This is a genomic window from Bradyrhizobium sp. SZCCT0153, assembly GCF_018129995.1.
Taxonomy (GTDB): Bacteria; Pseudomonadota; Alphaproteobacteria; order Rhizobiales; family Xanthobacteraceae; genus Bradyrhizobium; species Bradyrhizobium japonicum_G.
Genome location: NZ_JAFCKS010000001.1, coordinates 909,076 through 921,055, shown reverse-complemented (window position 1 = coordinate 921,055; position 11,980 = coordinate 909,076). Strand labels below are relative to the sequence as shown.

12 protein-coding genes are annotated in these 11,980 nt (G+C 65.9%); 3 read left to right on the top strand and 9 right to left on the bottom strand.

Features of this window, described 5'->3' with window-relative positions; translation table 11 throughout:
- Positions 1-52: 52 nt before the first annotated feature.
- The 4 genes from JQ572_RS04560 to JQ572_RS04545 are packed head-to-tail and all read right to left on the bottom strand — an operon-like array spanning position 53 to position 3,528.
- Positions 53-1,339, bottom strand: coding sequence for an NAD(P)/FAD-dependent oxidoreductase (locus JQ572_RS04560; RefSeq protein WP_211381756.1), 1,287 nt, complete (start codon positions 1,337-1,339; stop codon positions 53-55).
- 11 nt (positions 1,340-1,350) lie between these two features.
- Entirely contained in the window at positions 1,351-2,082 is a 732-nt protein-coding gene (locus JQ572_RS04555) for an amino acid ABC transporter ATP-binding protein (RefSeq protein ID WP_211381755.1), read from the bottom strand.
- Positions 2,079-2,732, bottom strand: a complete 654-nt coding sequence (locus JQ572_RS04550) for an amino acid ABC transporter permease (protein WP_211381754.1) — start codon at positions 2,730-2,732, stop codon at positions 2,079-2,081. Before JQ572_RS04550 ends, JQ572_RS04555 begins: the two co-directional genes overlap by 4 nt.
- Positions 2,733-2,763: 31 nt before the next feature.
- A complete protein-coding gene (locus tag JQ572_RS04545) occupies positions 2,764-3,528 on the bottom strand; it encodes an ABC transporter substrate-binding protein (protein ID WP_211381753.1) in 765 nt (254 codons plus the stop codon).
- Between the two features lie 181 nt (positions 3,529-3,709).
- On the opposite strand from JQ572_RS04545, the gene JQ572_RS04540 reads away from it, so the two are divergent.
- Entirely contained in the window at positions 3,710-4,378 is a 669-nt protein-coding gene (locus tag JQ572_RS04540) for a helix-turn-helix domain-containing protein (protein ID WP_211381752.1), read from the top strand.
- 75 nt (positions 4,379-4,453) lie between these two features.
- On the opposite strand, the gene JQ572_RS04535 is transcribed toward JQ572_RS04540, so the two are convergent.
- On the bottom strand, positions 4,454-5,719 hold the full coding sequence (locus JQ572_RS04535; protein WP_211381751.1) for a D-amino acid dehydrogenase: 1,266 nt from the start codon (positions 5,717-5,719) through the stop codon (positions 4,454-4,456).
- Between the two features lie 69 nt (positions 5,720-5,788).
- Positions 5,789-7,117 carry an omega-aminotransferase AptA gene (aptA, locus tag JQ572_RS04530; protein ID WP_211381750.1) on the bottom strand — a complete coding sequence of 443 codons (1,329 nt, stop codon included), beginning with the start codon at positions 7,115-7,117 and terminating at the stop codon, positions 5,789-5,791.
- Between the two features lie 149 nt (positions 7,118-7,266).
- Here aptA and JQ572_RS04525 point away from each other — a divergent pair, with 149 nt between their 5' ends.
- Positions 7,267-7,815: a cupin domain-containing protein gene (locus tag JQ572_RS04525; RefSeq protein ID WP_211381749.1), complete on the top strand. Its 549-nt coding sequence runs from the start codon at positions 7,267-7,269 to the stop codon at positions 7,813-7,815.
- A 136-nt stretch (positions 7,816-7,951) separates the two neighbouring features.
- Positions 7,952-8,104: a hypothetical protein gene (locus tag JQ572_RS04520; RefSeq protein WP_211381748.1), complete on the top strand. Its 153-nt coding sequence runs from the start codon at positions 7,952-7,954 to the stop codon at positions 8,102-8,104.
- Between the two features lie 44 nt (positions 8,105-8,148).
- Here JQ572_RS04520 and JQ572_RS04515 read toward each other — a convergent pair whose 3' ends face one another.
- Genes JQ572_RS04515 through JQ572_RS04505 form a run of 3 tightly spaced genes read right to left on the bottom strand, consistent with a single transcriptional unit; the run spans position 8,149 to position 11,952 of the window.
- The gene (locus JQ572_RS04515; RefSeq protein ID WP_211381747.1) at positions 8,149-10,410 is read right to left on the bottom strand and encodes a xanthine dehydrogenase family protein molybdopterin-binding subunit; all 2,262 of its coding nucleotides are present in this window, start codon (positions 10,408-10,410) and stop codon (positions 8,149-8,151) included.
- Entirely contained in the window at positions 10,403-11,458 is a 1,056-nt protein-coding gene (locus JQ572_RS04510; protein ID WP_211381746.1) for an FAD binding domain-containing protein, read from the bottom strand. The genes JQ572_RS04515 and JQ572_RS04510 overlap by 8 nt, the downstream gene beginning before the upstream one ends.
- A complete protein-coding gene (locus tag JQ572_RS04505; RefSeq protein WP_211381745.1) occupies positions 11,455-11,952 on the bottom strand; it encodes a (2Fe-2S)-binding protein in 498 nt (165 codons plus the stop codon). The genes JQ572_RS04510 and JQ572_RS04505 overlap by 4 nt, the downstream gene beginning before the upstream one ends.
- Positions 11,953-11,980 lie beyond the last annotated feature (28 nt).

Here is an 11,980-nt window from a genome sequence, read left to right as displayed (position 1 = left end):
CCGCAAGCGGGAGAGCACCTGCTTCGTGGCGAGAAGAAAATCCAACTGCGCCTTAGATCCCCAGCCGGTCGCGCACGCGACCTGCGATCACGGCGCTCGTCACGCCCACCGGCCAGAAGGCATGCATCGGGATCGGCTTGATGCCGGTGACGGGCATGTCGATCCCGGCCTTGGGCCCGCCGATCAGCCGACGGGCGAGCTGCGCGCCCATCGCGGTCGAGAGCGCGACGCCGCGGCCGTTGCAGCCGAGCGAGATCAGGATGTTTTCCGCCGGCTCGTGCACATGCGGATAGTGATCCTTGGTGATGGCGAGCCGGCTGTTCCAGCCATGGGTCCAGGCGACGCCCTTGAGCTGCGGCCATAGCCGTTCTGCATAACGCATGAGATAGGCGACATCGTTCGGCGCGCTGATCCAGCGCATCGGGCCGCGGCCGCCCATCAACAGGCGGTTGTGCTGATCGATGCGGTAGTACACCGTGATATGGCCGCTTTCGTAGAGCACCGGGCGCGTCGGCATGATCGAACGGGCGATCTCGTCGGAGAGCGGCGCGGTGGCGGCGATCGACGAAAACACCGGCACGATGGTGCGGCGGAGGCCCGGCCAGAGATCGTCGGTAAACCCGTTGGTCGCGAGCAACACCTTGTCGGCATGCACCACGGCGCGCGGCGTTTCGATGCGCCATCGCGAGCCCTCACGGCGCAGCGACAGCGCCGGCGTCTCGCCATGGACCTTTGCGCCTGCGGAGATCGCGGCGCGCGCAAGGCCGCGGGCGTAGCTCAGCGGATGCAGATCACCGCCGCGGGAATCCAGCATCGCACAGAGATAGCGATCGGTGCCGGTCATCTCGCGCAATTGCTTGCGGTTGAGCAGCTTCACCGGCATGCCGCGGCGGATACATTGCTGCGCGGTCTTGTCGATCGCCGCGGCGCTGGCCTCGTTATAGGCCGCGCGCAGCGTGCCGTTCTGCCGCGCCTCGCACGGGATCTGGTAGCGACGGATCAAATCATGCGTGAAATTCGTGGTGCCGTAGGAGAACTCGATCATGCGGCGGCCGAGCTCAGCGCCGAAATCGGCCTCGATCTGATCGGGGTCGTGCTTCAGTCCGGGATTGGTGTGGCCGCCATTGTTGCCCGACGCGCCCCAGCCCGGCTCCTGCGCCTCCAGCACCAGTGCCTCGACGCCCTGCTCGGCCAGATGCAACGCTGTGGACAGGCCTGTGTAACCGCCGCCGACGATCGCGACCGGGACGGTCTTGTCGACGTCGAGCGGCGGCGTGGCCACCGGCGCGACGGCGGTCTCGGCATAGAGCGAAGGCGGCAGAGGCAGGCGCGTCGGCATGGCGAGACCGTTCAGAGCGGATGCAGCACGCGGCGCAAGAAGTCCTGCGTGCGCGGATGCTGGGGTTGATTGAGCAGCGCCCTGGCTGGCCCCTGCTCGACGATGACGCCGCCGTCGATGAACAGCACCCGGTCGGCGACGTCGCGGGCAAAACCCATCTCGTGGGTGACGACGACCATGGTCATGCCGTCGTCGGCGAGCTTGCGCATCACGCCGAGGACATCGCCGACCAATTCAGGATCGAGCGCCGACGTCGGCTCGTCGAACAGGATGGCCTTGGGCTGCATCGCGAGCGCCCGTGCGATCGCGACGCGCTGCTGCTGGCCGCCCGAGAGCTCCGGCGGGTGCGCCTCGGCCTTTTCGGCGAGGCCCACTTGCGCGAGCAGCGCGCGGCCGCGCTCGAGCACTTGTGCGCGCGCCTCCTTCTTCACATAGAGCGGACCTTCGACCACGTTCTCCAGCACCGTCCGGTGCGGAAACAGGTTGAAGCGCTGGAACACCATCGAGACCTGGGTGCGGACTTTCACGATCGAGGCGGCATCGCGGTCGACCTTCAATCCCTCGACGTTGATCTCGCCGCGGTCGTAGCTTTCCAGACCGTTGATACAACGCAGAATCGTGGACTTGCCGGAGCCGGACGGGCCGACGATGCAGACCACCTCGCCTTTCTCGACGCGCGCCGTGATGCCCTTGAGCACCTCGTTCTCGCCAAAGCTCTTGTGGACGTCGTTGAGGTCGATCATTTCTTGCCCGCCCGCTTCTCGAAGTGTCGAACCAGCAGGATCAGCGGGATGCTCATGGTGAGATACATCAGCGCCACCAGCGTGAACACGCTGGTGTTCTTGAAGGTCGAGGACGCGATCAGCTTGCCCTGGAGCGCGAGCTCGGCGACCGTGATGGTCGAGGCTTGCGACGAATCCTTCAGCATCATGATCATGACGTTGCCGTAGGGAGGCAACACGATACGCACCGCCTGCGGCAGCACCACACGGCGCATGGTGAGCCACCAGCCCATGCCGATCGATTGCGCCGCCTCGATCTGGCCCTTGTCGATCGCCTCGATGCCGGCACGGAAGTTTTCCGCCTGATAGGCCGAGTACGCGATGCCGAGACCGAGGATCGCGGCCTGCAACGCCGAGAGCGTGACGCCGAGATCGGGCATCACGAAGTAGAGGTAGAACAAGAGCACGATGATCGGGATGCCCCGGATCACGTTGATCAGGCTGGCGCTGAGCATCGACAGCGCCTTGATGCCGGAGACCCGCATCATCGCCCAGATCAGGCCGAGCACCGTCGAGAGCAGCAGCGAGCCGATGGTGACGACGATCGTCAGCGCGACGCCGCTCATCAGGATCGGGAAGAACTCGGCGGCGTCGTGCCAGAAGCCTTTCATCGGCCAGCCTTCATCGATCGATCCTTAACGATCAGCCCTGGGCCTTCAGGCCCCATTTGTCGAGGATCTTGTCGATGGTGCCGTTGGCCTTGAGCTTGGCGAGCGAGGCGTTGATCTTGCTGAGTAGCGCGGTCTCGCCCTTGCGCACGCCGATGCCGACCGACCCGACGGTGGCGGGCTTGTAGCCGTCGACGAGGCGAACCTCGGGGAAGCCACCCTGCTTCAGATTATAGGCGAGGATCGGGTAGTCGGCGTAGCCGGCCTTGAGGCGGCCGGCATTCACGTCGCGCAGGATGTCGGGAATGGTGTCGTAAGCCTTGACGTCGGCGAACAGTCCCGACTTTTTCAACGCGTCGACGAAGGCGGTGCCGACCTGGGCGCCGACCGTCTCGCCCTTCAGATCTTCCTGCACAGCGTAGGCTTTGGTGTCGCTCTTCGGCACGACGAGACCTTCACCGTAAGTGTAGATCGGGTCGGAGAAGTCGACGACCTCCTTGCGCGGCGCGGTGATGAACATCGCGGCTGCAATGATGTCGATCTTGCTCGAGGTCAGCGAGGGGATCAGCGCCGAGAACTGCATCGGCTCGATCTGCACGCTGAGGCCGGCGTCCTTGCCGATCTCGGTGATGAGATCGACCATGATGCCCTGGATGGTATTGGTCTTGGTGTCGAGGAAAGTGAACGGAATGCCTGTCGGCGTCGAGCCGACCTTCAGCACCTGCTGCGCCGAAGCCGGCGCCACGACAGCTAGCACGAGCGCCGCGACCGCGGCCTGAACAAAACGCTTCAACGGCATCGCAATCCCCTTTGGACTCGGCCGGTGGCGGCGAGGCGCGGTGTCGAAACGAGAGACGTTGCGGGCCAAGCCGTTTCAGCCTATTTTCACCAATATGAAAATTTGGTCACACTTCCGCGGACGATGCAAGCGGTTTTCATGCACATGAAGGAAGCGATTTGACGTGAGCGGTGGCAAAAGAATGCGCAAACCGGCCGCGGCAAAGCCGGCCAGGGCTGTGAAGGCGAAGGTGAAGGCCAAGGTTGTCACCAAGGCCATCGCCAAACCGTCGGAGCCCGCGATGGACGTCGCGGTCGGCCGCCGCATCCGCGATCTCCGGCGCGCCAGGCAATTCTCGCTCGAAACGGTCGCTTCGCGAACGGACCTGTCGATCGGCTTCCTCAGCCAGATCGAGCGCGGCCTGTCTTCGCCGTCGCTGCGGGTGCTGGCAACGCTTGCCGACGTGCTCGGCGTCGGCATCGCCGCGCTGTTCGGCGCGAGCCCGAGCGCCGACGGTGCATCCGATCAGGTGGTGACGCGCGGGCTGCAGCGGCCGGAATTGAAGCTATGGCGCACCGGCGTCTCGAAGCAATTGCTCAGCCCCGCCAGTGCGGACAACCGGCTCAACCTGTTCCTCGTACATCTTGAGCCCGGCGGCTCCACCGGCGACGAGCTCTACACCCATGACGGCGAGGAAGCCGGCCTCGTGCTCGACGGCGAGATGATGCTGACGGTGGACAGCGAGACCTGGTCGCTGAAGACGGGCGACAGTTTCCGGTTCGCGAGCCGAAGGCCGCACCGGTTTTCGAATCCGGCCAATGACGCGAAGGCCGTGGTGCTGTGGGTGAATTGCGTGACGGGGGCGGGTTGATCGCTCGTCCTCTCTCCGCGAGCAGGTGAGGCGAACCGCGACACCTCCCCGCCGTCATTACGAGCGGATAGAGTCTTACCCGAACCGGTGATCGTATCGCTCCACCGTCAGCGCACTGACATCGATGTCAGGCTTCTTGCCCGACAGCATGTCCGCGAGCACGCGGCCGGAGCCGCAGGACATGGTCCAGCCGAGCGTGCCGTGGCCGGTGTTGAAATGGAGGTTGGGGTAGCGCGTCGGACCGATCACGGGCGGGCCGTCCGGCGTCATCGGGCGCAGGCCGCTCCAGAACGTCGCCTTCGAGAGGTCGCCGCCGCGCGGGAACAGATCGGTCAACGAGTGATCGAGCGTGGCGCGCCGCGCGTCGTAGAGCTGGCTCGAATAGCCCGAGATTTCGGCGGTGCCGCCGACGCGGATGCGATTGCCGAGACGGGTGATCGCGACCTTGTAGCTCTCGTCCATCACGGTGGATTCCGGCGCGCCGGAGGCGTCCTTGATCGGCACCGTGATCGAATATCCCTTCACCGGATAGACCGGCAGCGAGATGCCGAGCGGCGCGACCAGCCGCGACGACCAGCTTCCGAGCGCGAGGACGTAAGCGTCCGCCTGCAACAGGCCAGCGCTGGTGGAAACACCAGTCACGCGCCCGCCGTCCGTGACGATGCGGTCGATGCCGGTGTTGAACATGAAGCGCACGCCGAGCGCTTCGGCATGCTTGGCGAGCGCCTGCGTGAACATGTGGCAGTCGCCGGTCTCGTCCTGCGGCAGGCGAAGCCCGCCGGCGAACTTCTCCTTCACGCCCGCCAGCGCCGGCTCGGCCGCGATGCAGCCCTCGCGGCTCAGCACTTCAAACGGCACGCCGTATTGCTTGAGCACGGCGATGTCCTCACCCGTGCCGTCGAGTTGGGCCTGGTAGCGGAACAGCTGGAGCGTGCCCTGCGAACGCTCGTCATATTGAATGCCGATGTCGCGGCGCAGGTCGCGCAGGCAGTCGCGGCTGTACTCCGCGATCGGGATCATCCGGCTCTTGTTGACCGCGTAGCGCGCGCTGGTGCAGTTGCGCAGCATCTTGGTGAGCCAGACCCACATCACGGGATCGAGCTTCGGCCGGATCACCAGCGGGCCGTGCTTCATCAAGAGCCACTTGATCGCCTTCACCGGCACGCCGGGACCGGCCCAGGGCGAGGAATAGCCGGGCGACACCTCGCCGGCATTGGCAAAGGAGGTCTCGAGCGCCGGCTCCGGCTGACGGTCGACGACCGTTACCTCATGACCGGCACGTGCGAGATAGTAGGCAGAGGTGACGCCGATGACACCGCTGCCGAGGATCAGAACTTTCACGCTTGGTCAAACTCCCGCGGCATCACGCCCGCCGCTGCAAGAAACAACTCGCAACGGCGAGAGCAATTATCAGGCCACCCGCTTGATGGCGTCGCCCAGAATCGACACGATGTCGTCGATGTGGCTCTTCTCGACAATGAGCGGCGGCGATAGCGCGAAGGAGTCGCCGCTCATGCGGAAATACAGCCCGCGATTGAAGCAGTCGACCATCACGTCGTAGCCGCGCGCACCAACCGTGCCGTCACGCGGCGACAGCTCGACCGCGCCCATCAGGCCGCAATTGCGGATGTCGATGACGTTGGGCAGGCCCTTCAGCGAATGCAGCGCATCGCGCCAATATTCGGCGATCGAGGCACCGCGCGTGAGCAGACCCTCGTCCTTGTAGATGTCGAGTGTCGCGATACCGGCGGCGCAGGCCGTCGGATGCGCCGAATAGGTGTAGCCGTGGAACAGCTCCATCTGGTTCTCGGGGCCGACCATCAGGCCGTCGTGAACCTTGCGGTGAGCGAACACCGCGCCGCAGGGAATGGTGCCGTTGGTGATGCCCTTGGCCGTCGTCATCAAATCAGGCGTGACGCCGAAGAAGTTGGCGGCGAACGGCGTGCCAAGGCGGCCGAAGCCGGTGATGACCTCGTCGAAGATCAAGAGGATGCCGTGCTTGTCGCAGATCTCGCGCAGGCGTTGCAGATAGCCCTTCGGCGGCGGCAGCACCGCGGTCGAGCCCGGAACCGGCTCGACGATCACGGCGGCGATCGTCTCGGCGCCGTGCAGAGCGACGAGGCGCTCGAGATCGTCGGCGAGCTCGGCGCCGTGCTCCGGCTGATCCTTGGCGAAGGCGTTGCGGCTGAGATCATGGGTGTGGCGGATGTGGTCGACGCCCGGCAGGAGGGTCGTGAAGGCGCGACGATTGGCGACCATGCCGCCGACAGACGTGCCGCCGAAGCCGACGCCGTGATAGCCGCGCTCACGGCCGATCAGGCGGGTGCGGCTCGCCTGGCCGTTGGCGCGGTGATAGGCGAGCGCGATCTTCAGCGCGGTATCGACCGACTCGGAGCCGGAATTGGTGAAGAAGATGCGGTCGAGGCCCTTCGGGGCGATCTCGGCAAGGCGCTCGGCGAAGTCGAAAGCCAGCGGATGGCCCATCTGGAACGACGGCGCGAAGTCCAGCGTCATCAGTTGCCGCTCGACCGCAGCCGCGATCTGCTTGCGGCCGTGGCCGGCATTGACGCACCAGAGACCGGCGGAGCCGTCGATCACCTTGCGGCCGTCGACGGTGGTGTAGTGCATGCCCTCGGCCGAGGAAAACAGGCGCGGCGCCTTCTTGAACTGCCGGTTGGCCGTGAACGGCATCCAGAACGAATCGGTCTTGATGGTGTTCGGAATCTGATGAAGGGTCACGGGCCACGCTCCTTTGCTGACCCGTTAGCAGAGCCACGGCTCAGGCCAGTCAACAAGTCCTTTTCTGCGCTGCCGCAACCCATTGATTTAGCTGGGGGTGCTGGTCCATATTTGCCCGATCCGCAACACTTGCAACAGGGATTCCGGGCATGAGCGTCGACATCGGTGGACGGCTGCGATTCATCCGGGCCCGCCAGAAGCTGTCGCAGCGTGAGCTCGCCAAGCGCTCAGGGGTCACCAATTCGACGATCTCGCTGATCGAATCCAACCAGATGAACCCGTCGGTCGGCGCGCTCAAGCGCATCCTCGACGGCATCCCGATGGGGCTCGCCGAATTCTTCGCGCTGGAGCCGGAGACGCGGCGCAAGATCTTCTACCGCTCCGAAGAGCTGACCGAGGTCGGCAAGAAGCCGATCTCGTATCGCCAGATCGGCGACAATCTGTTCGGCCGCAGCCTTCAGATCCTGAAGGAGCGCTACGAGCCCGGCAGCGACACCGGACGGGTGCACCTCGTCCATGACGGCGAGGAAGGCGGCATCGTGATTTCGGGCAAGCTCGAAGTCACCGTCGAGGACGAGCGCCGCATCCTCAATCCGGGCGATGCCTATTATTTCGAGAGCCGCCGCCCGCATCGCTTCCGCTGCGTCGGCGGCAGGCCGTGCGAGGTGATCTCGGCCTGCACGCCGCCGACGTTTTGAAATTATCCGGAATCTTACGGAGTGCCCCGGTGTCTTACGGAGATTGAGCCATCTCAATTTCCGCGAGCCGATCCTCTATATGATGCGAGCCGTAGCCGAGAGACATTCCGGCGCCGCATTCTAACCGGGCTCGCAGATGAAGATCACGCTCGCCAATGCAGAGGCTGCGCTCGATGAAGTGCAGCGCGACACTGACAAGCTCCATTCGCAGGAGCTGCGTAAGATGATCGCTGACTACATCGAGACGCAGCGAGAGGCTCTCAAGGCCCTCCGCAAGAAGTTGCACTAGCAGGACGCGGCGGAACGAGACCAGCTCGTCCCGCTTTTTTTGCCTCAAAGCGGCGTCAGCAAGTCCTCGATCCTGATCGGGAAACGACGCACACGGACGCCCGTCGCATGCCAGACCGCGTTGGCGACCGCGCCGGCGCTGCCGGTGATGCCGATCTCGCCGACGCCCTTGATGCCGAGCGCATTGACGTGCGGATCGTGCTCCTCGACCGTGATCACGTCGAGCGACGGCACGTCGGCGTTCACGGGGATGTGGTACTCGCCGAGATTGGCGTTCATGATCCTCCCGCTGCGGCGGTCGGTGATGGCCTCCTCGTGCAGCGCGAACGACATGCCCCAGATCATGCCGCCGAACAGCTGACTCTGCACCATGCGCGGATTGACGATGCGCCCGGCCGCGAACGCACCGACCATGCGCATGACCCGGACCTGGCCGAGCTCGGGATCGACCTTCACCTCCGCGAACACCGCGCCGTGGGCATGCATCGCATACTCCTCCATCGCCGCCGGATTCGGCGCACCGGTGCCGCGCGCCTCGACCTCGGCGACGCCTGCGCGCGCGAGAATCTCGGGATAGCTCTCGCTGCGGCTCTGGTCGTCACGCCGGATCAGCCTGCCGTCGCGCGCGATCACGCCGGCATTGCCGGCGCCGAACAGCGGCGAGCGCTCGTCACCGGTTGCGAGATCGGCGAGCTTTGCGATCACGGCTGCGCCGGCGCTGTGGATCGCGGCACCCGCGGTCGCGGTATGCGCCGAGCCGCCGGCGATGCCGGCATCGGGCAGGTCCGACGTGCCGGCCTTGAACTCGACCCGGTCGATATCGAGCCCGAGCTCGTCGGCTGCGATTTGGGCCAGCGCCGTCCAGGCGCCCTGCCCCATGTCATGCGCGCCGATCTCCATGGCGCCGGAGCCGTCGCCGCGAAGAACTGCACGTGCCTCGGCCTGGAACATCAACGCCGGGAAGGTCGCGGTGCCCATGCCCCAGCCGACCAGGAGGCCGGCATCGTCGCGCATCTGCCGCGGCTGGAGCGGTCGCTTCGCCCAGCCGAAGCGCGCCGCGCCCTGCTCGTAGCAGGCACGCAATGCCTTGGACGAAAACGGTTTGCCGGTGATCGGCTCGACCTCGGCATAGTTCTGGAGGCGAAAGGCGAGCGGATCGATGCCGCAGGCCCAGGCCATCTCGTCGATCGCGCTCTCCAGCGCGATCGAGCCGGTCGCCTCGCCGGGCGCGCGCATGAACAAAGGGGTGCCGGTATTGACGCGCACGGCATCATGCGAGGTGCGGATCGCAGGAGCCGCATAGAGCGTGTGCGAGGCATCGGCAGCCGGTTCGTAGAAATCATCGAACGTGCTCGACACCGTTCTGGCATGATGATTGAGCGCGGTCAGACGCCCCTCGCCATCGGCGCCGATGCGCAGCCGCTGCCGCGTCGGCGCGCGATGGCCGACCGGACCGTACATCTGCTCACGACGCAGCACGAGCTTGACGGGCTTGCCGACGAGCTTGGCAGCCATGAGACCGAGGACCGGGGGGCCCGCCATCAATCCCTTGGAGCCGAAGCCGCCGCCGAGGAAGGGGCTGCGGATGTGGATCTTGTCGTGGGCAATGCCGAACAGCTCAGCCACGCGCGCAAGCGACAGCATGAGCCCCTGGGTCGGCATGTCGATCTGCACGCTGTCGCCGTCCCAGGCGGCCACGATCGCATGCGGCTCCATGGCGTTGTGATATTGCGGCGGCGTCTCGTAAGTCGCGTCGATCTGCTTGTCGGCCGACGCGAGACCGGCCTCGACGTCGCCGCGGTGATTTTCGGTGGGGTTGCCGACACCGACGACAGGCGGCACGAAGCTTTCGCCGGCATCGAGCCCGACGAGGGCGGGCAGCGTCTCGTAACGCGGCGCCAGCAGCACCGCGCCTTCCGTCGCCGCCTCCAGCGTTTCGGCGATCACGACGGCAATGGGCTGGTTGGCGTAGCGGACCTCGTTGCTCTGCAACACCTCCATCCGGAACACGAACGGATTGGTCTTGATCTCGGGGTCGATCGCAAGCTGCGGCTTGTGGTCCGGTGTCATGACGTCGACGACGCCGGGATGGCGCTTGGCGGCGGCGACATCGAGCGCGGTCACGCGGCCGCGTGAAATGCTGGCAACAGCCATGACCGCAAACAGCATGCCCGGCGGGTGATTGTCGGCGGCGTAGGTCGCCTGCCCCTTCACCTTGAGGATGCCGTCGCGGCGGGTCAGGGGCTGGCCGATGTTCGAGCCGTGGCGCAGATGGGCGGGCGCGCTGGTCAGGTTGAGCTCAGGCATGAATGGCTCCGGACGTCGAGGCAAAGGAAGAGGCCGGCAGCGCGGGGATGCGCGCGGGCGTGCCGGCAGCGGCGAGGGTCAGCGCGCGCACGACGATGCGGCGCGCGAGCTCGATCTTGAAGGCGTTGTCACCGGACGGTTTTGCGTCGGTGAGCGCACGCCAGGCGGCCTCCTGGAACGCGTCTGCCGTCGGCGCGACGTTCCTGAGCACATCCTCCGCGGCGCGGGCGCGCCAGGGCTTTGCGGCGACGCCGCCGAGCGCAAGCCGCGCCTCCCCGATCCTGCCGTTCTCGATTCGCAACGCAGCGGCGGCCGAGACGACGGCAAACGCGTAGGAAGTGCGCTCGCGAACCTTCAGGTAGCGCGCATGCGCGGCAAAGCCGCGCGCCGCAGGCGGCAGACGCACGGCGACGATGAGATCACCCGGTTCGAGCGCCGATTCGCGCTCGGGCGCAGCGCCCGGCAGGCGATGCAGCTCGTCGAGCGCGATCTCGCGCCGCCCGTTCCTGCCCTCGATCTCGACGACGGCATCGAATGCGACCAGCGGCACGCAGAAGTCCGACGGATGCGTCGCGATGCAGTTTTCGCTCCAGCCGAGCACGGCGTGGCTTCGGTTCTCGCCCTCGCGCGCGTCGCATCCGCTGCCGGCCTCGCGCTTGTTGCAGCGGCTGGCGGTGTCATAGAAATACGCGCAGCGCGTCCGTTGCAGCAGATTGCCGCCCACGGTGGCGGCATTGCGCAGTTGCGCCGATGCGCCGGAGAGCAGCGCTTCGGCGACGGCCGGATAGGCCTTTGCAAAGTCCGCGTCATGCGCGAGATCGGCGTTGCTCACCAGCGCGCCAATGCGCACACTACCGTCGGCGAGATGCTCGATCTGATCGAGGCCGCCCAGATGCGTGACGTCGACCAGACGATCCGGTCGGCTGACGCCACCCTTCATCAGATCGAGCAGATTGGTGCCGGCGGCAAGATAGACGGCGCCCGGCTGAGCCGCGGCGGCGACGGCCTCGGCGACCGTGCCGGGCTTGACATAATCGAACTGTTTCATGCGGAGCGCCTCTGATTGGATTCGTCCATGCCGGCCTGCGCCTCGAGCACGGCATCGACGATGCCGGCATAGGCGCCGCAGCGGCACAGATTGCCGCTCATGCATTCGCGGATGCGCTCGGGATCGTTGCCGGCCTGCGCCTCGCTCATCATGCCGATGGCGCTCATGATCTGGCCGGGCGTGCAGAAGCCGCATTGAAAGCCGTCATGGGCAATGAAGGCGGCCTGCACGGGGTGAAGCTGGTCGCCGCGCGCGACGCCCTCGATGGTGAGGATGTCGGCACCGTCATGACTGATGGCGAGTGCGAGGCAGGAGTTGATGCGCTTGCCGTCGACCAGAATGGTGCAGGCGCCGCATTGGCCGCGGTCACATCCCTTCTTGGTTCCGGTGAGATGGAGGCGCTCACGCAGCAGATCGAGCAGCGTGACGCGCGGATCGTCGAGGACGAAGTCGCGCCGCGCACCGTTCACGGTGAGGCTGATGGAGTGGTTCATACAAGGCTCCGATCAGATATGGACATGG

Excerpts from the sequence above, each read along its gene's own strand:
- JQ572_RS04505 (WP_211381745.1), bottom strand. The coding sequence starts at position 11,952 with ATGAACCACTCCATCAGCCTCACCGTGAACGGTGCGCGGCGCGACTTC.
- JQ572_RS04540 (WP_211381752.1), top strand. The coding sequence starts at position 3,710 with ATGCGCAAACCGGCCGCGGCAAAGCCGGCCAGGGCTGTGAAGGCGAAG.
- JQ572_RS04555 (WP_211381755.1), bottom strand. The coding sequence starts at position 2,082 with ATGATCGACCTCAACGACGTCCACAAGAGCTTTGGCGAGAACGAGGTG.
- JQ572_RS04545 (WP_211381753.1), bottom strand. The coding sequence starts at position 3,528 with ATGCCGTTGAAGCGTTTTGTTCAGGCCGCGGTCGCGGCGCTCGTGCTA.
- JQ572_RS04520 (WP_211381748.1), top strand. The coding sequence starts at position 7,952 with ATGAAGATCACGCTCGCCAATGCAGAGGCTGCGCTCGATGAAGTGCAG.
- JQ572_RS04550 (WP_211381754.1), bottom strand. The coding sequence starts at position 2,732 with ATGAAAGGCTTCTGGCACGACGCCGCCGAGTTCTTCCCGATCCTGATG.
- JQ572_RS04525 (WP_211381749.1), top strand. The coding sequence starts at position 7,267 with ATGAGCGTCGACATCGGTGGACGGCTGCGATTCATCCGGGCCCGCCAG.
- JQ572_RS04515 (WP_211381747.1), bottom strand. The coding sequence starts at position 10,410 with ATGCCTGAGCTCAACCTGACCAGCGCGCCCGCCCATCTGCGCCACGGC.
- JQ572_RS04510 (WP_211381746.1), bottom strand. The coding sequence starts at position 11,458 with ATGAAACAGTTCGATTATGTCAAGCCCGGCACGGTCGCCGAGGCCGTC.
- JQ572_RS04560 (WP_211381756.1), bottom strand. The coding sequence starts at position 1,339 with ATGCCGACGCGCCTGCCTCTGCCGCCTTCGCTCTATGCCGAGACCGCC.